The organism is Paenibacillus pasadenensis (assembly GCF_023715725.1).
GTDB classification, from domain to species: domain Bacteria; phylum Bacillota; class Bacilli; order Paenibacillales; family Paenibacillaceae; genus Paenibacillus_O; species Paenibacillus_O pasadenensis_A.
Map to the genome: position 1 here is coordinate 319165 of NZ_JAMBOT010000006.1, position 26714 is coordinate 345878.

Consider the following 26714-nt stretch of genomic DNA (forward strand, 5'->3'; position numbering starts at 1 on the left):
AAGCCGCCGGCTAGGACCGGCGGCCTGACAACAACAGCATGAAGGCGAGAAGCCTGCCTTCGCGGCAGACCCTCGAAGTCATTGAACAGGTTCGGCTTCGTTTGTGCCTCTATTATAAAGAATATAATGCGCTTATTCAACGTTTGAAGAAAACCCTTACGAAAAATGTGTCGATACCGTTCACAATTATGTCGCAGCTTAGGCAAAATCGCCCTAAAACGGCAGGTTAAGGTCAACTTTTCCGGTTGAGCAGGGATTCAACTACGATACAAGCCGCTGCGGAAGCTAATCAGCTTCGGCTCCGTCATATCCTCCACGGCATAACGCACGCCTTCCCGTCCAGAGCCGCTGTCTTTCAAACCGCCGTACGGCATATGATCCAGCCTGAAGGTCGGGATATCATTGATCATAACGCCGCCCGCCTGTAGTTCTCGCGCTGCCGCAAACGCTTTTTCGACATCCTTGGTGAACACGCCTGCCTGCAAGCCGTACTTCGAGCGGTTAGCCTGCTGAATCGCCGTCTGCCAGTCCGCAAAGGAGCTTACAAGCACAACCGGCCCAAACGCCTCCTCACAGCTCAGCTCCGCATCCTCGGGAACTCCCCGCAGCACCGCCGGAGTCATAAGGCTTCCGTCGAACTCCCCGCCGCAGAGCAGCTCCGCACCTCTGGATACCGCTGTCTGCAGCCAGCCCTTAAGCCGATCTGCCGCCGACTGGTTGATAAGCGGCGTAATCGCCGTTTGTTCATCCAGCGGGTCCCCCGCCTGCAGAGCGGCCGCCCGCTCCGCCAGCATTCCTGCAAAAGCTTCGGCGTGTTGTTCGTGTACGAGAATCCGCTGCACCGAGATGCAAACTTGTCCGTTATAGGCAAACGCTCCAGTCGCCGCCTCATCTGCAATCTGCTCCAGCTCCGTCTCTGTAAAACCGCGGTCGATAAGCAGCGGCGCATTGCCGCCTAGCTCCAGCGTCACCTTGCGGAATCCTGCAATGGAACGAATTTGTCTCCCGACGGCGGGACTGCCTGTAAAGGTCACAAATGCAACATCAGGATGAGTAGCCAGCGTCTCCCCAAGCTCCTTCCCTTCTCCCGGAATGATGTTTAACACGCCGTCCGGCAATCCCGCCTCTTCAAACAGCTCCGCCAGAAACAACGCCGACAGCGGCGTCTGCTCCGCCGGTTTCAGCACGATTGTATTGCCTGCGGCAATAGCCGGGCCGACTTTATGCGCCGCAAGATTAAACGGAAAATTAAACGGCGTAATTGCTGTGACGACGCCGACCGGCTCCCTTGTCATGAATGCCATGCGTCCTTCGCCGCGCGGCGCCGCATCCATCGGCACCGTCTCGCCCCGAATGCTGCGCGCCGCTTCTGCTGCGAACAGATACGTCTGTACCGTTCTGGCGATTTCCGCCCGCGCCGCCTGAATCGGCTTTGCAGCCTCAAGACTGACGATGCGAGCTGCCTCGGCCGTTCTGCGCTCCAGCAAATCGGCCGCCTGATACAGGATGGAGCTTCTTTTATGAGCGGGCATCTGCCGAAAAGATTGAAATGCCTCAGCTGCAGCTTCTATGGCCATTACCGCCTGTTTTGGCGAGGCGTAACCGATTGTGGCAAGAACCTCTCCATTGTAAGGATTCCGCAGTTCAGTCTGCCGTTCGCCCTCCACCCATTTGCCATTTATCCATAATTCCGCTTTATGCGACATATCGTATCTCCTCTATAATGATATCGTGATATTATTCCTTGATATCGGGAAATCAGTCCGATAAAATACAGCTCTTTCTGCGCTTCTTGGCTTGACATGATACAATTTGTATCATAAAGTTTGGTATGAGCGTTGCAATTTAAGCCTAATGTGAGCCGCAAAGGTTCAGTCTGAAGTAAGGAGCCCACCGACATGACGATGACAATGGGAGACCGTCTGCGAGAGCTGCGCCTCAGCAAAAACATGTCCCAAGAGGAGGTATCCCGCAAGATTGGCATTACCCGCTCCGCGTACAGCCATTACGAGATTAACAATCGACAGCCCGTTTATGAGACTTTAATGAAGCTGGCTGCCTTTTTCGAGGTCTCTTTGGATTATATGATTGGCGGAGATCAAAATCAAAGCGACAACCTCCTCTCCACTGAAACGCTCGATCTTATCCAGAAGCTGAACCGGATGGAGCCGGATAAGCGAAAAAAATCAATCGACAAGATGATGGAGCTGCTGCGTCAGACCGAAACGGCCGGTTAAGCCGCGCCTGCTTCAGCTGAGCACAGGCTCATCCCCCATCATCCCCATTCCCCGTAACATCCGGGCATCGCGCCGCTACTGCGGTGCTTTTCTTTTTCCCTATCCAATGCACCCTCGGTCTAAGCTGTAACCTGCTTTCCCTTCATTGCTTCCGCCTATTAGTCCCGATATAATAAATGGACGATTGCAAGAGGAAGGGACCGAGACGAACATTGATGTATATTGCTGACCAATGGAATGATTATGAACTTATCGACACCGGAGACGGTGACAAGCTGGAGCGTTGGGGGAATGTAACGCTGCGCCGTCCAGATCCGCAAATTATTTGGCCGTTCCGCGGAGACCGCCAGCTGTGGACTTCCGCTGATGCGCATTATCACCGCAGCAGCACAGGCGGAGGCAACTGGGATAACAAAAAGCCGCTCCCCGAGCGCTGGACTGTCCGTTACGACGAGCTGAGCTTTCATATCAAGCCAACAAGCTTTAAGCATACCGGGCTGTTTCCGGAGCAGGCCGTGAACTGGAGCTGGATGATGGACAAAATCCGCAGCGCCGACCGGCCGATACGTGTGTTGAACTTATTCGCTTATACCGGGGGAGCAACGGTAGCATCTGCCGCTGCCGGCGCCGAGGTATGCCATGTCGACGCTGCAAAAGGCATGGTTCAATGGGCAAAGGAAAATGCCGCCCTGTCCGGCCTTGCTGACCGTCCCGTTCGTTATATTACCGATGACGTATTTAAATTTGTGCAGCGCGAGCAGCGCCGCGGAAGCAAGTATGACGCCATCATTATGGACCCTCCATCCTACGGACGCGGCCCCGGGGGCGAAATGTGGAAGCTGGAATCAAGCCTATTCCCGTTTCTCGAGTCCTGCATGGACATTCTAAGCGACAAGCCGCTGTTTATGCTGATCAATTCCTATACGACCGGTTTGTCGCCGCAGGTGCTCCATAACCTGCTCCATATGACGGCCGGCAAACGGTTTGGCGGCTCCATCCACTGCGGAGAGATTGGCCTGCCGATTAGCGCTTCCGGACTTACACTGCCTTGCGGCATTCTTGGACGCTGGGAGGCTTGACCGGCATGAGCGGCCCAAGCGGCGGCTCGAGGCCGCCGATCCCGGTCCTTTACGAGGATAATCACCTGCTAGTCGTCGTGAAACCGCCTGGCATTCCCTCGCAGGAGGATGAGAGCGGAGATGCCGATATGCTCACGCTGCTCAAGGAAGACTTGAAGCTCCGGCATAACAAGCCCGGCAACGTTTTTCTCGGGCTTGTGCATCGGCTCGACCGTCCTGTCGGAGGCGTAATGATTTTTGCCAAAACGTCCAAAGCTGCCGGACGGCTGTCGGACTCCGTACGAACCCGCACCTTCCGCAAAACATACCTCGCGGTGCTAAGCCGCCAGCCGCAGCGTGCGGAAGGCAGCCTGCTGCATTATTTGGCCAAGGACAGCCGGCGCAACTTCGTCACTTCCTTTGACCGGCCTACCGGCGATGCCAAGGAAGCGAGGCTCAGCTACCGGGCCGAGTCAGGAGACGGCGGATTGGCGCTAGCCGCCGTCCGGCTGCATACCGGCAGGCCGCATCAGATCCGCGTGCAATTTGCCGCCATCGGCTGCCCGCTCGTTGGCGATCTCAAATACGGCGCAAGCGGCGGCAAACCTCGCCCGGCTGCTGCCAGCAGCGCACACGGCGATATCGCCCTCTGGTCGGCCAGCGCAGGCATTCCCCATCCCGTAACAAAGGAATGGATGGAGTTCCGCTCTCTTCCGCCCCGCGAGTCGCCTTGGACGTTGTGGAGCGAAGAGCAGCTGGAGCAGGCAGCGGCCAGGTTGTCCGCTACTGAACTATAGTAGAAAAACGGGAGGAAACGGAGCTGAGCTCCGTTTCCTCCCGTTTTTGTTGTTTTGCGTAAGGTCGTTTGGGGACCTAATGGAGTGCCATTCGAGGGTTTCCGTTCTCCGTAAGGTCGTTTGACGTCCTTACGGAGCGCCTTTCGAGGGTTTCCGTTCTCCGTAAGGTCATTTGACGCCCTTACGGAGCTCCTTCGGTGCTTTCACACTCACCGTAAGGTCATTTGACGCCCTTACGGTACGCCTTTCGAGGGTTTCCGTTCTCCGTAAGGTCGTTTGACGTCCTTACAGAGCTCCTTCGGTGCTTTCACACTCACGGTAAGGTCGTTTGACGTCCTTACGGAGCGCCTTTCGCGTTTTCCCGCTCACGGTAAGGTCGTTTGACGTCCTTACGGAGCGCCTTTCGAGGGTTTCCGTTCTCCGTAAGGTCGTTTGACGTCCTTACGGAGCGCCTTTCGCGCTTTCCCGCTCACCGTAAGGTCGTTTGACGTCCTTACGGAGCGCCTTTCGCGTTTTCCCGCTCACGGTAAGGTCGTTTGAAATCCTTACGGAGCGCCTTCGGCGCTTGCTCATGTCCTGAAAGCTTAACCCGCATTGGCTACTTTGCCGAGCAGATAAACGAGCAGTTGCTGGTTGTGGGAGGAGATGCGGTCAAGAGCTTCCCGCAGAAAAGCGTCTCGAATTTCCGTGCCGCGTTTCGCCTCGTTCCGGCCATGATCGGTTACGGTTACCCAAACGATGCGACGGTCGGAAGAGTCGCGGCTTCGTTCGATTAGACCTCCCTTTTCCATACGGTCAAGCAGTGTCGTAATCGCGGCCGGTGTCGTCTGCAAATGCTGCAGCAGCTCGGACGGCTTCATCGGTTGATACTTAAGCAGCAGCTCCAGCGCATTCAGCTGGCCTTCCGTTAAGTGAGGCAGCAGCTGTTCTTCCAGATGGTTTTTCCATTCTTTTGAAATTTTCATCCACAGTTTGGCGAAATCCTCGGTTATCACGCTTGCACCTGCTTTCCTATTCAGCTCCACATCCGCAGACGGACATCGGCTATATATTCAGTTTGCGACTTTATCTAATTCCTGATTATACCATCCGAAATTGTCGAAAGAAAGGTTAATCGGATTAATAATTATAGACCTTAATCGATTCCATTCCGAACCATTAGACAGATGCTGACATAGAATGCAAAATAGATGTTCGAGAGAAGGCGAAAGGGTGATAATCGTGGAAGGGCACAAAGAATCCATCATCCGCAAAATTCAGGCATATGGAATTATTAAAGATCCTCAGCTGCTCGAAAAACCGGATGAGCCCGTTCCGCTGTGGGTGCTGCTTGAGGCGCTCCTGCAAGTTATCGACCGGCTTGAGCCAACGGATGACAGGCCATATGACTGAAAATGGGCAGTATTAAAGCTGGTCGTCCGAATTGCTGACGGGCCGTTCATCTGCCGAGAAACTACCGCCCACAGCCCGAAATTCCCCCTCGGCGGAATTCGGGTTTTCTTTTTTTCTTTAAATCATTGAACGACGACTGACTTGCTTGGTATAATCAATACATTTATTCCGTTAGATAGAGAGGGCTGAACTTTTCATGACACAAAAACTCAGAGCCGGCATCGTCGGGGGTACCGGAATGGTCGGGCAGCGTTTCATCGCTCTTCTGGACAATCATCCATGGTTTCAAGTAACGGCAATCGCGGCAAGTGCAAACTCCGCAGGCAAAATGTATGAGGAAGCCGTAAAAGGCAGATGGAAGCTAGATACCCCTCTTCCAGACAGCGTCAAACAAATTCCGGTGCAGGACGCAGCCAAAGTCGAAGAGGTTGCAGCTGGCCTGGACCTGATCTTCTGCGCCGTCGATATGAAGAAAAATGAAATTCAAGAACTGGAAGAAGCTTACGCCAAAGCCGGCGTAGCCGTTATTTCCAACAATTCCGCTCACCGCTGGACAGCTGACATTCCAATGGTCATTCCGGAAATCAATCCGGAGCATCTGGACGTTATCGAGCATCAGCGTAAACGTCTCGGCACGGAAACAGGCTTTATCGCCGTTAAGCCGAACTGCTCCATTCAAAGTTATGTTCCAATGCTCAACGCCTTGAAGGAATTCGGCCCGACGCAAGTTGTGGCGAGTACCTATCAAGCGATTTCCGGCGCTGGCAAAACGTTCGCGGAATGGCCGGAAATGAACGACAACGTCATCCCATACATTGGCGGCGAGGAAGAAAAAAGCGAGCAGGAGCCGCTGCGCATTTGGGGCAAAGTCGAAAACGGCGTTATCGTCAAAGCGCAAGCGCCGCATATTACGACTCAATGTATCCGCGTGCCTGTATCCGACGGCCACCTTGCTACCGTGTTTGTCAATTTCGGAACCAAACCGACCAAAGAACAAATTCTCGATCGCTGGAACAGCTATGCCGGACGTCCGCAAGAGCTTGAGCTGCCTAGCGCGCCAAAACAATTCATCACTTACTTCGAGGAAGACAACCGTCCGCAAACGGGTGTCGACCGCGATATCGAAAAAGGCATGGGCATCTCCGCAGGACGTCTGCGTGAAGATTCCCTCTACGACTTCAAATTCGTCGGCCTGTCGCATAATACGCTTCGCGGCGCTGCCGGCGGCGCGGTGCTGATCGCCGAGCTGCTGAAAGCGGAAGGTTATATTGTAGCCCGTTAAAATTCCGCAGAAAAATTGTCCTCTTTTTTAACCGTAAGGTGTAAGGCAAACCAGCCCGCCTCAAACTTGAGGGCGGGCTGGTTTTGTTCTGGATAATTATGCTTGTACCTTTCTCCAGTCTGAAAAGATAAGATGGAAAGGTGCGAGCTAAGAGCTGGCATCATTACATAAAGCAAATCATCCGGCGTCGATGCAACCATTTATACCGCAGCTGCAGTGGGGAGATTTTAACGAAAATGAGTAAAAAAGTGCTTTTTGCATATGCGTTTGGAGCCATTCTGCTCGTAAATGTATTCGTAGTGATGAACTACATATCGGACGAAGCGAAAACGGTTAACGACATTACAAACGATTATACGGTTATGATCAACCGAATTCATGACACTCAAGCCAATATTGAGCAAGTCTTGAACAATCAGCCCGAAAACAGCGAATTGCTGCTGTATCAAGCTGATTCGCATATTGAAGAAGCCAATTTAAACTACCAAAAGCTAATGGAACCGCTTATCACCAAAAACGTTCCGTTGGACGGCTTTAACCAGCTTATTGCCGATATTAACCTGTTCGTCGGGGTTGTGCTTGCAGAAAGGTTAAACGGTAAAAAATGGGATCGGAATAGGCTCAATGAAGTCAACCAAATGCTTCTCCTCCTTGAGGAAGCTTTGCCAAAAGCGCTGGAAAAGGACTCCGAGCTTCCGCAGCTGAGACAAGCGTTCGCTAAGCTGGACACACTCGTTGAGGACGCTTTGCTTCAATAAGCGGCTAACACAACGCAAAAACCATCAAACGTTACAAGGCTGGGACCGGAATGGGGCAACTAGCCCCTCCCCCCGTCTAGAATTGGCCAAGGCAACGCAAGCCCGTTCCAGCACCCTAATAGCTCGGATGTTCGACGTATGAATGCGACGAAGAATGAAGATGTCTTTGTGGAAGCAGTGGAAGTGGTGCGTACCCGGAAATTCGAATTTCGCGCTTTGAGTCTTCGACAAAGCCGGTCGGAATTATCTATCCACTCCATGAGAACCTGTTCAGTCGAGCGATTCGCTCTTACACATACGGCTAAGATAGCAAACCACGAACCTGTTACCTGTCCCACGGTCGCTCGCGGTATTCGCTCGGATATTGTCCGGTATATTTTTTGAACGCCCGCGAATACTCGCTCGAATTCTCGTATCCGAGCTTTTTGGCGATGTCCTGAATTTTAAAGCTTGGCTCCTGCAAATATTTCCGCGACCTCTCAATACGTAGCAGGTGCACATAGTGGGCGAAGTGGCTTTGAGTGTGCTCCTTGAACAGCCTGCTGAAGTAGGTATAACTTAGACCGACGTGATCCGCTACATCCCGCATGGAGATTGAACGGCTCAGGTTGTCCTCAATGAACAGCAGCGCATGCCGCATCACCACTCGTTCTGTCCCTATCGCCCCCGCTTCTTCCTCCCGCAGCTCCCGGGACTTCGCCGATACGGCTCCAAGCTTCTTCAGTTTGCTGTCCAGTTCGTCAATATCGAGCGGCTTAAGCATATAATCCTTTACGCCTAACAAAAAAGCAGTGCGTACGTATTCGTAGTAATCATAACTGCTGAGAACGACGATGTTTGCTTGATGCCTGCGGTCCATCAGCCGCTGGATCAATGTCAGTCCGTTGACGGCCGTCATGTGAATATCGGTGATAACAAATTCAGGCGCGTGCCGATCATACAAAATTTCCGCTTCGGTTGCGGAATGCGCCATAAGTAACGTGTAATGACTTGCATAACCGAGACGAGTCAGCTTGGATTTGATGTTTTCGCAAATCAGCTTGTCGTCGTCCACCATCAGAATATGTATCGCGCGCACCTCCGCATCTATCATCACAATCGCAGAGCCAATTACAAGCTGTCATCCTAAAATCCAGTACGATATGACGCATAACAGGACTTTCGCCCGGCCTCCTAAAAGACCGTCAAATTGCAACCGCTTTCTAGAGTCAATTCACCGGCGGCAGCTTGCTTTTATGTCAGGTTAACCTCTCTGCTCATTTTACCTCATCATTGCGCCATTTTTTACTGCAGCGTGTAACAAAAGTTAATAAATGATAGCAATAGCATTAGTTTCGCCACGGTAAAGTTATTTGCATCGTAAATTCTGTTATGAAATCGCAACATCTGTTATGTCGCGGCTCGCAGCGGAGACTTACAATAAAGCGGACAAACAACATCAAGGAGATGATGCCATGCGCTTGCAAGCTCCCTTAAGCGTCCGTTATGAATACGACGCCTTTACGCTCGAACCGGACTCCCCCACTCTCGCCTTCGCAAGAGATCAGCTGGACGCCTATTTGGCTCGAATCTTTACTGGGGGCGACCCCGACCGCCAGCAGCAGCTTACGGTACGATTCACGAATCTCTCCGCAGCCGAGCTTTGCTTTGACGGCTATGCCATCGAAGTTAATGCAAGCGCTGTTACGATCGCCTCAACGCTCGAACGCGGATTTTTATATGGGGTATATGAGCTGCTGCGGATAATTGGCTGCCGTTTCCTGTTCCCCGATGCCGAGCTGGAACAAATTCCGCATTTGACGGAATTCCAGCTGGAGGAACGGACGATCGTGAAGAAGCCTTGGATGGAATATCGGGGCATGTGCCTTTACGACACGTCGAGGAATACGTTCGAACGCACGCGGGACACGATTGATTGGATGGCCAAAAACAACTACAATTTGCTGCTGACTTCAATTGACCGACCCGATGACTCGGTGGACGGCGCGCATTCCATTTTATGGAATGAGATCGCGAACGAGCTGCTGCCTGAGCTTCGCAAACGCGGCATCGCCATCGACATGAGCGAGCATTCCACCGACTATTTCTTTCCGCGGGATCATTGGTTCGAGCTTCATCCGGAGTGGTTTTCGCTATTTGACGGGAAGCGTGAACCGCTGAAGCTTTGTTATTCCAACGAGGATGCGGTGCGCGAGTACGCCAACAGCTTCGTCCAATTTGTTCAGCAGGACGATTACTACCAGTTCATCGGCACTTGGCCGCTGGACGGCGGAGGCTATTGCCAATGCGAAGGCTGCCGCGACTCGCAGGCTATTCTTCGTGCAAACGCATACATTGCCGACGAGATTGCCAAGGTACGGCCGGATCTAATCGTGGAGCATTTGGCGTATACGCCGCAGAGCTTTGACAGGCCGCAGGGCGACTTGCCTCGCAACATGTCCGTACTCGTCTGCAACGTTAACGATCAGGTCGCTTATGAATGGGGCATGAAAGCGAAACATGCCGGAGGAGCCTTTTACTTTGACTATCACACCGGCGACCACTACTGTTTCCGTTCCAATCTGTGGATCAACCCAGATTATATTCGGGAGATGGTCAACACATTTGCCGCTTACGACTATCGGGGAATTGTCTCGCTCTATTTGCCGATTACAAGCTGGTGGGTAGCCAGTCTGAACTATGCGTATTTGTCCCGTCTCTACTATGAGCCGACGGCAAGCATTGAAGAGCTAACATCCGAGCTGAGCGCAGATCTGTTCGGCAGCCGCAACCGCGACCTGACGACCGCCATTCTAATGCTCGTGCAGGGCCAGCTGCAGGATTCTACACTTTGGAGCGGCACGCCCCATAAACATGTGTATTACTGCGAGCACATTACGGGGCGCAACCGTGAGCTCGACCGGCTGCACGCCGAACGATTCGCCAGCACGATGAGCGATATCGAATCAAAGTTCAATCGTATCGATCTGACGGACGCGTCCCCTTTCGAACACATGCAGCTGGAATGTTTGCGCGAGTATGTGCGGCTGCAGGATTTGTACTTCCGCTGTGTGGATCAATATGACGCCGATGTCGATTCGCCGACGAAGGCGGAGCCGTATTTTCAGGCGCTGCGCGACGCGGAGTCGCGGCTTGTCCAAGCGTTCATCACTGAGCGCTACGCTCGCTGGCGGATTGTCGGACGCGACAATATTTTTGTTCCGAATAACGTGAACCAATATCAGCCGCAGACATGACATGCCTGCATAGACTATCGCCCGCAGTTCGGCCGGAATAATCGAATCTTCATAACAGCGAAGCCCGGGACCCCATACAGGTCCCGGGCTTCGTTATTTTTGTCCAGCAAGCCAAACATAAGCAAAACATTTATGGTGCACTAGTTATTCCTAGCTTCAGCAATCTGCGAGATTACGCACACAGCGATCACGCAAAAAAACCGGGACTGCGATTGCAGTCCCGGCCTTTTTTAAGAAAGCTCCGGCTGAGCCCAAAGAATATTAACGTTCACTGATCCTGCTAAAATCAGCCCTCCTGGCTAACTTCCAGACGGGGATATAGCTGGCTAACGCTGTCGCTCTTATCTACCGTGACGAGCGCTCTGCCGATGGACTTGCGGTCCTCAATCGGCGTTTTTTCCGTAAGGAAGCTTTGTTGTCCGCCGCCTGCCAGCAGCGCGGTCAGCTCGCGCGGTTCTTTGCAATACCACGCTCCGGCAAGCCGGGACCCGTTCGGCTTGACGCGTTTGCCTTCTTTGAACTCAAACGTAATGACACCTTTGCCGCCGCGTCCTTGAACCGGATAATCGGCGAGCAGGCTGCGTTTGGCGTAACCAAGGTCGCTGATAACGAGAATCTCGCCCTCATCGTCTGGTCCGGCCTCTACGGCTGCGGCAAGCTCATCGCCTTCCTTGAGCTGGATGCCCCGCACTCCGGCAGCAACACGGCCCATCAGGTTGACTTCCGATGCCGGGAATCGAATGGCTGCCCCTTGACGCGTAATGAGCAGCAAATGCGCTTCGCCGCGCGTCTGCATGACCTCAATCACTTCATCGCCGTCGCCAACTTTACAGGCAGCAATTGCCGTAGAACGGTTCGTCGCGTAGTCTTTCAGCTCCGTCCGTTTTACCTGTCCCTTTTTCGTAAAGAAGAACAGCGACAGCCCCGGCTGCTGGATGTCCTTCACCGGAATGACCGCCACGATGGAGTCATCCTTCGGCAGCGGGATGACATTGACAATCGCCGTGCCGGCGTCCTTCCATTTGAACTCCGGAATTTGATATACAGGCAGCAGATAATAGCTGCCCTTACGGGTGAATACGAGCAGGCTGTCGATCGTGCTGCATTCCAGCAGATGACGAATGACGTCGCCTTCCTTCACGCCTGCGGCGTCGGTCTCTCCTCCGCTGCGCGTAAAGCTGAGACGGCTCGTCCGCTTCACGTAACCGTCGCGGCTAATTGCAACGAGCACATCCTCGGCGCTGACCATAACCTCCAGGCCGACCTTCAGCTCTTCCACTTCGCCGCGGATTTCCGAGCGGCGGTCGATGCCGTATTTCTCGCGGATCTCCAGCAGCTCGTCCTGTATGACCTTGAGCAGCTTGCGCTCATTCTCCAGAATGGAGCGCAGATAGGCTACACGCTTGGCGATTTCGCGAAGCTCTTTCTCCAGTGAGTTAATCTCGAGATTGGTCAGACGGTACAGCTGCAACGTAAGAATGGCATCGGCCTGGCGTTCGCTAAAGCCGAACTTCGCCACCAAATTGTTCTGAGCGTCTGCGCGGTTTTTGGACGCCTTAATCGTAGCGATAACATCGTCTAAAATGTTCAGCGCCTTGACGAGCCCTTCCAGCACATGTGCGCGGTCCTCTGCCTTTTCCAGCTCGTACCGCGTTCGGAAGGTGACAACTTCCTTCTGGTGATCAATATAAGCGGCCAGCATGTCCTTCACGCCGAGCTGACGCGGCGTTTTGTTCACGATGGCGACCATATTAAAGTTGTACGTCACCTGCAGGTCGGTCTTTTTGAGCAAATAGGCCAGAATGCCGTCGGCATCCGCATCCTTTTTCAGCTCAATGACGATGCGCAGACCTTCCCGTCCGCTTTCATCGCGCACCTCGGCGATACCGTCAACCTTTTTCTCCAGACGGATGTTCTCCATCGAGGTGACCAGGCGAGACTTGACGACCTGGTACGGAATTTCCGTCACCACGATCATTTTTTTGCCGCCGCGCAGCTCCTCAACCGCCGTTTTGGACCGCAGATGAATGCGTCCGCGTCCGGTAGAATAAGCGTCGCGAATGCCTTCCTCGCCCATAATGATGCCGCCTGTCGGGAAGTCCGGTCCTTTAAGGATCGCCATCAAATCGGACAGCTGCAATTCGCCGTTATTCATGAGCGCGATGCAGGCGTCGATGACCTCGCGAAGATTATGCGGCGGAATCTCCGTTGCAAAGCCGGAGGAAATGCCGCTTACGCCGTTGACCAGCAAATTCGGATAACGCGCCGGCAGTACAACCGGCTCCTTTGTGCTGTTGTCAAAGTTGTCCTTGAACAGCACGGTGCGCTTCTCGATATCGCGCAGCAGTTCCATGGCGATTGGCGACAGCCGGGCTTCCGTGTAACGCATCGCCGCAGCCGGATCGTCGTCCATGGAACCCCAGTTGCCGTGGCCGTCGATCAGCGTGTGGCCGACCTTCCATGGCTGCGCCATCCGCACCATGCCCTCATATATCGAAGAATCGCCGTGCGGATGGTAGTTGCCCATAACGTCGCCAACCGTTTTGGCTGACTTGCGGTAAGGCTTGTCCGGCGTGTTGCCGGCATCGTACATGGCGTATAAAATCCGCCGCTGTACAGGCTTCAAGCCGTCGCGCACATCAGGAATGGCGCGGTCTTGAATAATATATTTTGAATAGCGTCCGAATCGGTCTCCGACAACCTCTTCAAGGAACGCCGGCAGAAATTGCTCGCTCAAACTCATGGAGCCAGTCCCCCTACTCCTCGTATTCCGTGAAGTCTACATTGTCGATGATCCAGCGTTTGCGAGGATCGACCTTATCGCCCATCAGTGTCGACACGCGGCGCTCAGCCTTAGACGCATCGTCAATCTGCACCTGCAGCAGCGTGCGGGAGTCGGGATTCATCGTCGTTTCCCACAGCTGATCAGGATTCATCTCGCCCAATCCTTTATAGCGCTGAAGCTCGAAATTTTTGCCCATTTCCTTGCCATAATTGTGCAGCTGCTCATCCGTCCAAGCGTAACGCACCGTTTCCAGCTTGCCGGACTTGCGCGACATTTTGTAAAGCGGAGGCTGAGCGATATAGATTCGTCCGCTGTCGATCAGCGGCTTCATGTACCGGTAAAAGAACGTCAGCAGCAGCACTTGAATATGCGCGCCGTCCGTATCGGCATCCGTCATAATAATGATTTTGCTGTAGTTGCATTCCGATGCCTCAAACTCCGGTCCGACGCCGGCGCCAATAGCGGCGATAATCGCCTTATACTCGTCGTTTTTGAGGATGTCGGCGAGCCGTGCTTTCTCCGGGTTCATCGGTTTTCCTTTGAGCGGCAAAATCGCCTGGTACTTGGAATCACGTCCCTGCTTCGCGGAGCCGCCGGCGGAATCGCCTTCCACGATAAACAGCTCGTTGCGCGACGAGTCCTTGGACTGTGCTGGCGTCAGCTTGCCTCCGAGATTGGACGATTCGCTGCGTTTTTTGCCGCTGCGGATTTCCTCGCGCGCTTTACGGGCGGCTTCACGCGCTTTGGACGCCTGAATCGCCTTTTTCAGCAGCATTTGACCGACCTGGGGATTCTCCTCCAGGAAAACGGCCATTTTGTCCGCCACAACCGCATCGACGGCGCTGCGGGCGCTCGAGCTGCCCAGCTGATCCTTCGTCTGTCCGACGAACTCCACCTCGGCCATCTTGATGTTGATGACGCACATCATGCCTTCGCGAAGATCGCCGCCCTCGAGGTTTTTATCCTTTTCCTTAAGCATCGCAGCGCGGCGGGCATAATCATTGAGCACACGCGTATAAGCCGTTTTAAAGCCGGTCTCATGCGTTCCGCCGCCCCGGGTCGGAATGGAGTTAACAAAGCTGACAATCGTCTCCGTATAGCCGTCATTGTACTGCAGGGCTACCTCGACCTCGATTTCATCCTTTTCCGCGCTGAAATGAACCGCATCATGCAGAACGGATTTTTCTTCGTTGAGGAATTCCACGAATTGCTTCGCTCCGCCCTCGTAGTGGAACATACTCTCGTTGCCGCTGCGCTCGTCCTTAAGCGTAACCTTCAAGCCGGAGTTCAAAAATGCGATCTCCTGCAGGCGGTCGCCCAGCGTATCGTAATTAAACGCGGTATTCCCGTGAAACACGCGGGCATCCGGTTTAAACGTTACCTTTGTTCCGGTTTGGCGCGTTCCGCCCAATACTTCAAGACCGGTTACAGGCTCGCCGACATGCTCTTTGCCGCTTTTGTCGACCCAGTATTCGAAACGCTGTTTATGTACTTTGCCGTCCCGGTAAATTTCGACCTCCAGCCACTCCGACAGCGCATTCGTCACGGAAGCGCCTACGCCGTGCAATCCGCCGGATTTTTTGTACCCGCCGCCGCCAAACTTGCCGCCCGCATGCAGGATCGTGAACACGACCTGCGGCGTCGGAATGCCGCTTTTGTGCATCCCGGTCGGAATGCCCCGTCCATTGTCGTGGACGGTTACAGCGCCGTTTTTGTGCAGCGTCACATTGATTTCGGAGCAAAACTTGGCCAGATGCTCATCCACCGCGTTGTCGACAATTTCCCATACCAGATGATGCAGGCCCGAGCTTGTCGTGCTGCCGATATACATGCCGGGGCGCTTGCGCACCGCAGTCAGGCCTTCCAGAATCTGAATATCATCCGCATCATAGGAAGGGCCCTTCGCTGTATTTGCCGATTCGGTTGCGTAAAGATCCAGTTGTTCGGCCATACGCGTCCCCCTTTTCTTATTGCCCATTTAACTCACGCTATTTTAATTCAAGATATCCTGTTTAGTAAAGACGGCGAACGATACAATTAACGCGGCAAGCGACCAAATCCCCAGCACAGACAGCGAAAAGAGAATATCCATACCGGCGATTGGCGGAGGCGTTCCCTCCAAATAATCGGTCAGATCGATGTTGACGGAAAAAAGGTATTTAGCCGCCTGCCAGGAGGAGGTCATGCCCGCCAAAATGCTGCCGGAAATGACCGCCGCCATCATCGTGACGATGCTTGCCGCCGTGCTGCGCACAAGAACCGACACCATGAGCGATAAAATCGCAATCGTCATACAGGATATCCAGATGAGTCCGCTCTGCATAATGATATACTTCCACTGCGGCACGGGATGTACGCCGCTTGTATCAATGGCGGCCCCGTTTACGACAAAACCGGTGAATACCGGCATCGTCCAGCCGCCGTAGCCGAATACAAGACCCGATATCAGATAGCATACCGCGCCGGTGGTGATTATAGCCAGCGAAACATACATCGTCAGCGCAATCAGCTTGCTCATCAGGATTTTCCATCTTCGAACCGGACGGGTAAGCAGCATTTTGATTGTACCGCCCGTTCTTTCTCCCGACACCAGATCCGACGACAGCGCCAAGATCAGCAGCGGAAAAAACATCGCTACCGAACTGGCCATGAACATCCGCGTAAATCCGGCCGCGTCCGGGCTGTTCGGGTTTACATCGTTATCGAGATAATACTGCAGCTGCTGCACCTGGATGCGGTCGTATTTTTTCCATTCCTCCGGCATCCGGTCGTTGGCAAGCAGGTTTTGCTTTTCGGTAATCTCCTGCTGGACCTGATTGCGCCAATCTTTGAAATTCTCGGCATTTGTCATCGATACTCGCATTTGCGCGTATGTAAAAAGCGGTATGAGCACAAGCAGGATAAGAAGAATAACATAGAAACGCTTCTTTTTCCAAATTTTCAGCGTTTCATTTTGCACGAGCGGCAGCAAATCCATCATTCCTTACCGTCCTCCGTCAGCTGCAGGAACAGCTCCTCCAGCGTCGGCGCAACTCTCTGCACAGCCGCGATATCAATGCCTTCGGCGATCAGCTTAACGACAAGCTCCGGAACGAGCTCTTCTCGCATCGAGCTGACAATTGCCCCAGGCAAATGGACAAGCGCACTGTCGTCCATCGTATATTCCCCTTCCGCATACAGCCGGACGTCCCGGTGCGCCGCCAAAATGCGCCTTGTCTCCTCCTGCGAGTCCGTCATCCAGAGCACATAAGTGCCCGCCTGAGCGACCAGCTCGTCCACCCGTCCTACGGACAGCACCCGCCCGTCGTTAATAATCGCCACTCTGTCGCACATCAGCTGAATTTCGCTGAGCAGATGGCTGGAAATAAACAGGCTGAGGCCGGAATCGGACAGCATGCGGATGAACTCGCGAAGCTCCTTGATTCCTTTTGGATCCAGCCCGTTCGTCGGCTCGTCCAAAATCAGCAGCTTAGGCCGCCCGAGGAGCGCTTGAGCGATGCCTAGCCGCTGCCTCATTCCGAGCGAGTAGGTGCGAACCTTGTCATGGATTCTATCCTCGAGACGGACGATATTAACGACCTCAGAGATGCGCTCCGCGTCTACTCCCCTCAGCATACGCGCAAAATGCTCCAGGTTCTCCCAGCCGGTCAGATAAGGATACATTTCCGGATTTTCGACGATGCACCCGACTTCGGCCAGCGCTTTTTCGGGATGGCGCGTAACGCTGTGGCCGCCGATCAGAATTTCTCCTTCGGTCGGCTTGATCAGATCAACAAGCATGCGGATCGTCGTTGTTTTCCCCGAACCGTTCGGCCCCAGAAAGCCAAAAATTTCTCCTTTATATACTTCAAAGCCGACTTCATGGATGATCCATTTACGGCGAATTTTCTTTTTTAGTCCCCGTACTTCGAGCACTGGCTGGCCGGTCGTTTTGACTGGACGTTTCGGCTCGGAATCGGAGAAGGCGGAAATGCTCTTTTTGACACGATCAGGCACGTAATAGTCTATCGTCATCTGCTGCTCTCCTTTGCTCTCCACATCCATATCGGTTATCTCTCTCGATTGATGAGCTTTACGTCAGCGCTTGGGCGATCCGTTGCGCAATCCGCTCATAACCTTGCTGGTTAGGATGAAAATGATCCGAGGACATATAGTCCGCCGAGCGCTGTTGGAACAAATCCATAATCGGAACAACAACGGCAAGCTCGTCAGAGCCGATAATCTCATACGCTGCGCCATTCCACTTCTGCACGGCCGCGCTTCCTTCGCGGAGATCCGGTATGTCGTAAAACGGATTGTACAGTGAGGTGTAAACAAGGGTCGCATCCGGATTAATAGCGCGAATCCGCTCGACGACGCTGCGCAGAGATTCCGCCGCCGCCGGTATGCCGGCTTCGATCGTCTCGAGATTGATATCCCCGGCCTCGCCGCTCTCACGGGCTTCCAGTACAGGACGGAACAGATCGTTTCCCCCGATTGTCAGCAAAATAAGATTCGCCTGTTTAATCGGATATTCAAGCGAATCGTCGCGGCTAAGCATATCGTCCAGCTCCTTAGCCGTAAGCCCGGCGACAGCCAAGTTGTTGATCTGATGCACTGGTTTTCCGGTCTCCTCTCGCAGCAGCTCAAGGACCGTTTTGACATACCCTTTCCCGCTGTTATCGCCGGTTCCTTTCGTCAAGGAATCCCCGAGAGCGGTCACGCGGATTTCTTCAGCGTTCTGAAAGCCGCCTCCCGTTTCAATCTGTTGTGCCGGGGCCGTCCCGGTCTGCTGCGCCAAAGGCGTGACGACGAGCAGCTCGCGCATCGCCATCGCAAATCCGACTGCCAGCAATAGTGTCGACGCAAGCGCGGCGGTGCCGACAATCCGCCATAACTTGCTGGATGGCCTCATTTATGGTTCCGCTCCCTTTGCCTTGAATTGTGAAGTTTTGGTATAGGCATCATTCCTATTAAAAATAAGCCTTGCGACACATTTTTGCAAATGGCAACAAGCAATTTGAACCCACTCTTTTAATGGGAGGAGTCCAAAAATGGCGAATAATCGGGAATTCCGTGATATTCAACGCCGCTTCGCCGCTTCTCCGCTTCATTGAGAAAAATTTTAAATGAAAAAGAAAAGCGGACCGAAGTCCGCTTCATTAATTCACTATTAATTATATTCGATTGATAAGGCCTCAGCCGCCTGCCTGGCGGCCGCTCTTGCGCTTTCAACATCGGAGGCTGAGCTCATCGCTACTGCCATGCGTCTGCCCTTGCGCGTCTCCGGCTTGCCAAACACCCGCACCTGCGTTGCAGGAACCGCCAGCGCTTGCTCCAGACCGGTTACGGTGAACGCCTTGCTGTCCCGAACGGCTTTGAGCGTATGGGTCGCTCCCGGAGTCAGCAGGCGCACGCCTGGAATCGGCAGACCAAGGATGGCCCGGACATGAAGGGCGAACTCGGACAGATCCTGAGTCGCCATCGTAACCATGCCGGTATCATGCGGGCGAGGGGAAACCTCGCTGAACAGCACTCCGTCCTCCGTCAGGAACAGCTCAATGCCATAAAGCCCGTAACCGCCAAGCGCATCCGTAATGGCCAATGCGATCTCCTCGGCTTGTTTCCGCTGCAGCTCGCTCATCGGATGAGGCTGCCAGGACTCGATATAGTCTCCGTCCTTCTGCACATGGCCGATCGGCTCGCAAAATACGGTGCCGGAAACGGAACGCACGGTCAGCAGCGTAATTTCGGATTGGAAGTGAACAAATCCTTCCACGATAACACGCTTCTTTTTGGCGCGTCCGCCCTCCATCGCGTAGTTCCAGCAGCTTGCGATTTCCGCCTCGGAGCGGCATACGCTCTGCCCTTTGCCGGAGGAGCTCATAATCGGCTTAATAACGCACGGCATGCCAAGCTCCATGACAGCATCCTTCATTTCCTCCAGCGAGTCAGCAAAACGGTAGGAAGCGGTTGGCAGCTTCAGCGTTTCCGCCGCCAGCCGGCGGATTCCTTCGCGGTCCATCGTCAGCCTGGCGGCGCGAGCCGTAGGCACAACCTTGAAGCCCTCCTGCTCCAGCTCCACAAGCGTGCCGGTTGCGATAGCCTCGATTTCCGGCACGATCAAATCCGGCTTCTCCTTCAGGATCAGCTCCCGAAGCTGCTCCGGGTTCAGCATATCGATGACATGGGAGCGATGCGCGACCTGCATAGCCGGCGCATTGGCGTAACGGTCAACAGCAATCGTCTCCACTCCGAGCCTCTGCGCCTCAATGATAACTTCCTTCCCGAGCTCGCCCGAGCCAAGCAGCAGCATTTTACGGGCCCCGGAGGATAGCGGCGTTCCATAAGACATAAAAAAAGTACCCCCTGTTCCTAATAGCCGAAGTTTTCCACCTCACATTTTGGACGGTGTCTATCGAAAAATCAAGCATTGCTGATAGGATTCCTTGACAGATATATTCCTCTGAAGGTATATTTTAGGCATGAAATCGATCCTTCAGGCGCTTGCCGAGCCTAACCGGCTATTGATTGTAGAGCTTCTCCGGACCGGACCGATGGGGGTCGGGGAGATTGCCGAACGGCTGTCCATGAGTCAGCCTCAAACATCCAAACATTTGAAGGTGCTAAGCGAAGCCGGCCTGCTGCAAATGGAAGCTAACGCCAACCGCCGCATCTACCGGCTGTCCGCTCAGCCGTTTCAAGAGCTGGAGGCTTGGGCCTCCTCCTTCCGCCGCGACTGGGAGGAGCGCATGGACCGGCTGGACGATTATTTGATCCGCCTGCAGGGCAGTGATTGACGGCCCGCGCGAACCGGCGGCTCTAAGTAGGTCTAAAGTCACCGTTCACAGCAACACAGAATAACCTGAAAAAGACAGGGTCAGCCGCATCCGGAATGCGGTTGGCCCTGTCTTTTCTGGTTTCAGTAACGATTAACTCTCCGTTTAGGCGGACAGGAACCGGTATTGGGCCTCAATCAAGCCGTGATAAGTTCCGCCGTGGCGCATCAGCTCGTCATGGTTGCCCTGCTCAACAATGCGTCCGTGATCCAGCACAACGATGTTGTCGGCATGGCGGATCGTCGAAAGACGATGCGCGATGATAAACGAGGTGCGTCCAGCCAGCAGCGTTTTGAGCGCTTCTTGAATTTTCAGCTCCGTCTCGGTATCAATGCTTGCTGTTGCCTCGTCGAGAATCAGGATGGACGGATCGGCAAGCAGCGCCCTGGCAAAGCTGAGCAGCTGCCTTTGGCCCATTGACAGCACGTTGCCGCGCTCTTGAACCTCCGTATCGTAGCCGTCCGGCAGCGTCATGATGAACTCATGCGCATGCACGGCGCGGGCGGCCATCTCCACTTCCTCATCGGAGGCGTTAAGCCGTCCGAACCGGATATTGTCGCGAATCGTACCGGAGAATATGAACGTATCCTGTAGGACGATGCCAACCTGCGAGCGCAGGCTTTCAATCGTAACGTTCCGGATATCCTGCCCGTCGATCAGCACGCGGCCCTCTACGGGGTCGTAGAAACGGCAGAGCAGATTAATGATGGTGCTTTTGCCCGAGCCGGTGTGGCCGACAAGCGCAATCGATTGACCCGCCTTTGCCTGGAGCGAGATGCCCTTGAGCGCCGGGCGTCCCTTTTCATACTCAAAAATGATGTCCTCAAACGAAACGTCGCCTTTGATCCCCGTCAGCATGCGGGCCCGCCCGCTCTCCTTGACCGTTGGCTCCTCATCGATGAATTCAAAAATCCGCTCCGAGGAAGCCATCGCGACGAGCAGCTGATTGTACATTTGGCCAAGCCGGTTGATCGGGTCCCAGAAGTTGCCAATGTAGTTGGCAAAACCGACGAGCAGGCCGATCGTAATGACACCTGTTTGAATCAGATGAGAGCCGTACCAGAACAGGATGAGCGTTCCGATTGCCGCCGTCACCTCAATGATCGGCCCGAACGTCTGGTTAAGCGCGGAAGCGCGGTCCCAGCTCTTTTTGTTGATCGTATTCATATGATCGAAAAAGGCGTAGTTCTCTTTCTCCTGCACGTAAGCCTGCGTAACCTTCATGCCCTGAATCGCTTCGTTCAAATGCGAGTTGATACGGGACTGCTTGATGCGCACATCCTGCCAGGCAAAACGAATCCGCTTGCGCAGCGTGCCGGATACGACAAACATCAGCGGTACCGTGATCATAACGGCAAGGCCGAGCTGGAAGTTCCATAACAGCAAAATGAGCGCGATGCCGATCAGCTGAATGCAGTCCATTAACAGGTTGACGACGCCGTTGGTGAACAGATCCTGCAGCGAGTTGACGTCATTGGTGACGCGCACGAGCACGGAGCCGGCCGGCCTTTTGTCAAAAAAGCGGAAGCTCAGCTTCTGGATATGCTCGAACAGCTGCTGGCGAAGATCGTAGATGACCTTTTGCCCGATAATGTTCGTGTATTTAATCCGGACAGCGTTAGCCGCCCATTGAATGATGTAAAGGCCTAGCAAAATTCCGCCGTACATCAGCAGCAGCCCTTTGTCGCCGCTGCCCTTGTCAATCGCTTTGTCAATCGCCAGGATGATAACCGCTGGCGCAGCAAGCCGGGTCAGCGTGCCCAGCACCATCATGCCGATCATCGGGGCAAGCTGGCGGCGGTACGGCTTCATGTAGGACAGCAGGCGAATAACCTGCTGCCAGTTAAACGGTTTTTCAATGATATCGTCATCCTGATATTTAAAGCGCTGGCGCTGATTTCCGGACTCCTTGCCCGGTTCCGCCGAAGCGGAGGTCTGTTTTTCCTCGCTGCTGCTCATTAGGCCGTGCCTCCTTTCGCCAGTGATCCATCCCCGTCATGCTGCGGGCGGTCGGCGTATTGAATGTTATACACCTCTTGATAAGGCCCTTTCTGGCGGACGAGCGCATGATGTTTGCCGCGCTGCACGATATGGCCATTGTCGAGCACCAGAATCTCGTCCGCATCCTTCAGCGAGCTGATGCGATGCGCAATGATGAACGTCGTGCGGCCCTTCATCAGCTCCTTAAAACCGGCCTGAATCTCGTGCTCCGTCTCCATGTCCACGGCGCTAGTCGCATCGTCCAGCACAAGAATATGCGGATTGCAGAGCAGCGCTCTGGCAATGGCGATCCGCTGCTTTTGGCCGCCCGAGAGACCCATGCCGCGCTCGCCGACGAGCGTATCGTAACCTAGCGGCAGCTCCATGATGAAATCATGAGCCTTGGCAAGGCTGGCGGCGCGCTCGATTTCCTCCTGCGTCGCATTTTTGTTCGCATAAGCAATGTTGTCGCGAATCGAGGCGGAGAACAGGAATGTTTCCTGGAACACGGTGGCGATTTGGCTCCGCAGGCTGTGAACGTCAAGATTGCGGATGTCGATGCCGTCGACGGTAATTTTGCCTTGTTTGACGCTGTAGGCGTGCATGAGCAGCTGAATGATTGTGCTTTTGCCCGATCCGGTGCCGCCGAGCAGGCCGATAACCGTTCCGGGCGGCGCGTTGAAGCTGATATCCGTCAATGCAGGCTCTTTGTCCGCATAGTTAAAGGTGACGTTTTCAAAACGGACATGGCCTCTTACATGCTCTTTGTCCAGCACGACCGCATCCGGCACGCTTTTGATATGCACGTATTGATTCAGCAGCTCCAGCACGCGTTCACCGGAAGCCTTAAACTGCGTGTAGTTGTTAATATGGAAACCGATGCCCCACATCGGGCCGATAATGTACCAGATCATACTGAAAAAGGCGACCAGCTCTCCGAGCGTAAGCGCTCCATCGATAACCCGGAAACCGCCGGCAATCAGCAGAATAACGACGCTAAGGTTGGCGAGCAGCTCCATGATTGGAAAATACTTGGCCCAAATCGTTGCAGCTCCAACCTGGTTGGACTGATACGCCGCGCTGCGCACGGAGAACTTCTCCACCTCATGGGATTCGCGGGCAAACGACTTGACCGTGCGGACGCCGGTTATGTTTTCTTGAACGGCCGTTGTCATATGGCTGAGTGCTTGACGCATTTCGCGGAACGCGGGATGGATGTTTTTCTCGAAGCGGAGAGCGGTGATAACGAGGAACGGGATTGCGGCCAGCGTAATGAGCGTCAGCTGCCAGTCAATGCTCAGCATCATCGCTCCGCCGAACAGGATCATGAGGAACATGTTCAGGAGCTGCGCAAAGCCGAAGCCGATGAACTGGCGAATCGCCTCCAGGTCTGCTGTCAGCCGGCTCATCAGATCGCCGGTTTTGGCGGTGTCGTAATACGGAAAGCTCAGCTCCTGCAGTTTGGCGTAGCTGGCATTTCTCATTCGGAATGCGACACGGTTGCCGAGCTGTCCTCCGAATAATCCGCTTAGGAAGTTCATAAAGCCTTTGAGCGAAACGACGCACACGACAAGCAGCGAAAGCATCGGCACTGGTCCCCAGTTGCTCGGTTTGATGACGTCGTCAATGAGATACCGCAGCAGATTTGGATAGACCAAACCGAGCGCGGTCGCGCTAGCCAGACACAGAATGGAAGCAAAAATAAATTTGCGCTCCACCCAGTAAAATGGCTTGAGTTGCCTGAAAACCTCCAATTGAGCTCTCTCCCCCGTTAGTTAGGTTGGTTAACTTGCCTGGCTTAATCTGGTGAACATGGAGGTATGTTATCAGCATCGCGCAAAGGCGGCAAACGGCTTTTGAGGCCGTATTTTCAGCTCTCCCCTCCTCAGCGGGAATGGGGGAAGCCCTGTAGGGATAAATCTTCGATTACTCTCCGAATCGTCACGCATACGACACAAATGCTCGCTTTTGTCCGGTTTGACGCGAAAAAAAAGATTCACCGCATTTTTGAGACGCGATGAATCTTTGATGAAAGCCGGATAAGGGTCAACCGAAAGAGGAAACAAAGCAGGTGATATAAATACTTGCTGGCGCCGCTGACTGCCGGAAGGAACTAAAACCGGCTATCCAGTACCTTAATGAGATTCAGGCGGCCGGTCGGCTTCTGTGCAGCGAAATGGCTATCCCGGCAGGCTGGAAGGCCGCTCAGCAGATTGGAATTGGGCCGGCTGCTATGCGGGCAGCGCCGTAAGGTCGTTTGGCGACCTTATGGGGGTGGGTTTTGGGTTTCGTTGAGCCGTAAGGTCGTTTGGCGACCTTACGGGGGTGGGTTTTGGGTTTTCCTTGCCTCGTAAGGTCGTTTGGCGACCTTTTACGGGGGCCGCAGCTCTCCGTTTCTCTCATTCCCATGCTAAAAAACCTCTTTCAAGCCGCAAGACGGCTAGAAAGAGGTTTTCTATTTCTAGGAAGGGCTCAGCCAAGCTGCTCTATGAATTGCCCCGAAGCAGCTTCGGCGGCTTCGGCTCTGTCTCCTCTTGCTTTGCAGCAGAAAGTTCTTCTTCGGCGCTACTGGCACAATTCCGCCAGCTTTTGGCTAAGCTCGCGTAAAACGTCGAGGCTGCCGCCATCCTGCATCGAGCCGATACGGCCGTCCAGATCACGCAGATAAGCCTCAATCAGTGCTTCAGCGGCCGCTGACAGCCCGTCTTTTAAGCAACCGGAGTAATGAGCCAGCCAGTCTGCAGCCGCAGCGTCCATCCAGCGGCGAATGTCCGGCGCCAGCTGCTGTTCCAGCTCCTCGCGGAGCTTCTTTTTGCCGTCTCCCTCAAAAAAGCTGCGCGGATTGCGGAACAGGCTGTACAGCCGTTTGGCGTCCAGTCCGTCCGCCTGCCATGGCGCGGGCTCCGGCGGAGCGGAGAAGGCCGGCGTCTCCCACGGAGCAGGCTGGAAGCCTGCGAGCAGGCCGGATAAACGATTGCCGGCCGCTTCGCTGCGCGTGCGAATCAGGCTGCCCGCCGCTGTCTCCAGACGGAGAGTTGTCGCCAGCAGCTCCTGCGACAGCTCCATCTGCAGCATCCGCTGCAGCTCCAGCCAAGACGTCCATACCGCTCGGCGCAAATCACGTCCGTCGTCCTGCAAGCTCGACGGATTAAATGCGTAATTGTAAAAATCGCCAAAACCGAACCAGATGCGCTGCTGGATGTAGTGGAACAGCTCATTTAGTTCTTTTTCCAGCTCGGACGCAGGCGGCGCTTCAACGATGTCGGCGCGAGCAGCGAGAGCCTGGGAGCGCAGCGCCTCCAGACGCGCGCGTTCGCTCGCCCTGGTGCCGGCATCCCCTTCCGCCGCCTCAATCCACCCCTCAATGGTGGAGGCCGCTCGATCCAGCTCTCCGTCGGCCGCCTGCACCGCAAGCCGCCCCAGCTCGTTGCGCGTAAAGCCAAGGAAGCTTTCCTCAAACGCAGGAATGCCGGATTGAGCGAGCATTCCCTCGTCGCCGCTCTGTTTGCCCTTAAGTCCTAACAAGCTGGATACCGGGAACAGACGCGGGAAACGGATGCCGTGCTGAAGCAGATTGGCCTCCACATGCCCTAAAACATCGTCCAGCTCATCCCCGGATGCGGCCAGATCGGCGGCATTAACGAGGAAAAACATTTTATCCAGCTCGAACTGGTCCTTCACGCGGCCGAGCTGCATCAGGAACTGGCGGTCGGCCTGCGAGAACGCGTGGTTGTAATAGGTGACGAACAGGATGGCGTCGGCGTTTTTAATGTAATTAAATGCGACACCGGTATGGCGGGCGTTAACGGAATCCGCGCCAGGCGTATCCACGAGCACGATGCCCTGATCGGTAAGCGGAGAGCTGTAATACAGCTCGATTTCCCGCACAAAACAAGAACGGCTCTCCTCTGCCACATACCGCCGGTATTCCTCCTCGCCAACGCTGAGCTCCTGCCCAAGCTGCGGCGAAAGCTCCTGCCAGCCTGCCTCGGCGGCTTTCAGGAAGCTGTAATGCGGCCTTCCTGCGGCGTGAATGCCGTCCGGCCGAAGCGCCGCGATACGGCGCAGCAGCTCCGCTTCCAAGGCGGAAGCGGCGTCTTCGCCGAGCAGCGACAGCGAGTAGCGCAAGTCGTCCAGCATCGCGTCGCGGCTCTTCATGCTGACGCGCGCAGTGCCATGCGGCTGCTCAGCTGTCGGAGCGAGAATGCGGTTGATCGCCGCCGTTGTCGGATTAGGCGACACCGGCAGCGCCCGCTCGCCAATCAGCGCATTGGCGAGCGAGGATTTGCCCGCGCTGAACGCGCCGAACAGCGCGATCGTGAAGCGGCTCGCGCCAAGGCGCTCGGCGCGGGCGAGCATCGCTGCCGCGGC

At 54.6% G+C, this 26714-nt stretch carries 20 protein-coding genes; 8 read left to right on the plus strand and 12 right to left on the minus strand.

Annotated elements, in window-relative coordinates; translation table 11 throughout:
- Positions 1-257: 257 nt before the first annotated feature.
- Positions 258-1706: an aldehyde dehydrogenase family protein gene (locus M3223_RS16730; protein ID WP_251563560.1), complete on the minus strand. Its 1449-nt coding sequence runs from the start codon at positions 1704-1706 to the stop codon at positions 258-260.
- A gap of 192 nt (positions 1707-1898) precedes the next feature.
- Here M3223_RS16730 and M3223_RS16735 point away from each other — a divergent pair, with 192 nt between their 5' ends.
- From M3223_RS16735 to M3223_RS16745, 3 genes are all read left to right on the plus strand, one after another.
- A complete protein-coding gene (locus M3223_RS16735) occupies positions 1899-2237 on the plus strand; it encodes a helix-turn-helix domain-containing protein (RefSeq protein WP_353057709.1) in 339 nt (112 codons plus the stop codon).
- 215 nt (positions 2238-2452) lie between these two features.
- On the plus strand, positions 2453-3316 hold the full coding sequence (locus M3223_RS16740) for a class I SAM-dependent methyltransferase (protein ID WP_251563562.1): 864 nt from the start codon (positions 2453-2455) through the stop codon (positions 3314-3316).
- Positions 3317-3321: 5 nt separating this feature from the next.
- Complete coding sequence (locus tag M3223_RS16745) at positions 3322-4092, plus strand: RluA family pseudouridine synthase (RefSeq protein WP_251563564.1); 771 nt, start codon at positions 3322-3324, stop codon at positions 4090-4092.
- A 584-nt stretch (positions 4093-4676) separates the two neighbouring features.
- Here the strand turns inward: M3223_RS16745 and M3223_RS16750 are convergent.
- Positions 4677-5087, minus strand: coding sequence for a MarR family winged helix-turn-helix transcriptional regulator (locus M3223_RS16750; protein WP_251563566.1), 411 nt, complete (start codon positions 5085-5087; stop codon positions 4677-4679).
- A gap of 217 nt (positions 5088-5304) precedes the next feature.
- Between M3223_RS16750 and M3223_RS16755 the strand changes: the two genes are divergently transcribed.
- From M3223_RS16755 to M3223_RS16765, 3 genes are all read left to right on the plus strand, one after another.
- Positions 5305-5484: a hypothetical protein gene (locus M3223_RS16755; RefSeq protein WP_251563568.1), complete on the plus strand. Its 180-nt coding sequence runs from the start codon at positions 5305-5307 to the stop codon at positions 5482-5484.
- Positions 5485-5680: 196 nt separating this feature from the next.
- On the plus strand, positions 5681-6766 hold the full coding sequence (gene asd / locus M3223_RS16760) for an aspartate-semialdehyde dehydrogenase (RefSeq protein WP_251563570.1): 1086 nt from the start codon (positions 5681-5683) through the stop codon (positions 6764-6766).
- 236 nt (positions 6767-7002) lie between these two features.
- Entirely contained in the window at positions 7003-7524 is a 522-nt protein-coding gene (locus tag M3223_RS16765; protein ID WP_251563571.1) for a hypothetical protein, read from the plus strand.
- 325 nt (positions 7525-7849) lie between these two features.
- Here M3223_RS16765 and M3223_RS16770 read toward each other — a convergent pair whose 3' ends face one another.
- A complete protein-coding gene (locus M3223_RS16770; protein ID WP_251563632.1) occupies positions 7850-8617 on the minus strand; it encodes a response regulator transcription factor in 768 nt (255 codons plus the stop codon).
- 361 nt (positions 8618-8978) lie between these two features.
- Here M3223_RS16770 and M3223_RS16775 point away from each other — a divergent pair, with 361 nt between their 5' ends.
- Positions 8979-10760 (plus strand): DUF4838 domain-containing protein, encoded by a 1782-nt coding sequence (locus M3223_RS16775; protein WP_251563573.1) that lies wholly within the window; start codon positions 8979-8981, stop codon positions 10758-10760.
- Between the two features lie 286 nt (positions 10761-11046).
- Here the strand turns inward: M3223_RS16775 and gyrA are convergent, their stop codons facing one another.
- From gyrA to purT, 6 genes are all read right to left on the minus strand, one after another.
- A complete protein-coding gene (gyrA, locus tag M3223_RS16780) occupies positions 11047-13503 on the minus strand; it encodes a DNA gyrase subunit A (protein ID WP_251563575.1) in 2457 nt (818 codons plus the stop codon).
- Positions 13504-13516: 13 nt separating this feature from the next.
- On the minus strand, positions 13517-15496 hold the full coding sequence (parE, locus tag M3223_RS16785) for a DNA topoisomerase IV subunit B (RefSeq protein ID WP_251563577.1): 1980 nt from the start codon (positions 15494-15496) through the stop codon (positions 13517-13519).
- 42 nt (positions 15497-15538) lie between these two features.
- A complete protein-coding gene (locus tag M3223_RS16790; protein WP_251563579.1) occupies positions 15539-16525 on the minus strand; it encodes an ABC transporter permease in 987 nt (328 codons plus the stop codon).
- Positions 16522-17559: an ABC transporter ATP-binding protein gene (locus tag M3223_RS16795; protein WP_251563581.1), complete on the minus strand. Its 1038-nt coding sequence runs from the start codon at positions 17557-17559 to the stop codon at positions 16522-16524. Before M3223_RS16795 ends, M3223_RS16790 begins: the two co-directional genes overlap by 4 nt.
- A gap of 58 nt (positions 17560-17617) precedes the next feature.
- Positions 17618-18439 carry a GDSL-type esterase/lipase family protein gene (locus M3223_RS16800; protein WP_251563583.1) on the minus strand — a complete coding sequence of 274 codons (822 nt, stop codon included), beginning with the start codon at positions 18437-18439 and terminating at the stop codon, positions 17618-17620.
- Positions 18440-18697: 258 nt separating this feature from the next.
- The gene (gene purT, locus M3223_RS16805) at positions 18698-19879 is read right to left on the minus strand and encodes a formate-dependent phosphoribosylglycinamide formyltransferase (protein WP_251563585.1); all 1182 of its coding nucleotides are present in this window, start codon (positions 19877-19879) and stop codon (positions 18698-18700) included.
- Positions 19880-20009: 130 nt separating this feature from the next.
- Between purT and M3223_RS16810 the strand changes: the two genes are divergently transcribed.
- Complete coding sequence (locus tag M3223_RS16810; RefSeq protein WP_251563588.1) at positions 20010-20324, plus strand: ArsR/SmtB family transcription factor; 315 nt, start codon at positions 20010-20012, stop codon at positions 20322-20324.
- A 144-nt stretch (positions 20325-20468) separates the two neighbouring features.
- On the opposite strand, the gene M3223_RS16815 is transcribed toward M3223_RS16810, so the two are convergent.
- The 3 genes from M3223_RS16815 to M3223_RS16825 form a co-directional block, all read right to left on the minus strand.
- A complete protein-coding gene (locus M3223_RS16815) occupies positions 20469-22322 on the minus strand; it encodes an ABC transporter ATP-binding protein (protein ID WP_251563590.1) in 1854 nt (617 codons plus the stop codon).
- Positions 22322-24097 carry an ABC transporter ATP-binding protein gene (locus M3223_RS16820; protein WP_251563592.1) on the minus strand — a complete coding sequence of 592 codons (1776 nt, stop codon included), beginning with the start codon at positions 24095-24097 and terminating at the stop codon, positions 22322-22324. The genes M3223_RS16815 and M3223_RS16820 overlap by 1 nt, the downstream gene beginning before the upstream one ends.
- Positions 24098-24908: 811 nt before the next feature.
- Positions 24909-26714, minus strand: a 1806-nt coding sequence (locus tag M3223_RS16825) for a dynamin family protein (RefSeq protein WP_251563594.1), incomplete at its 5' end; no start/stop codon positions are given.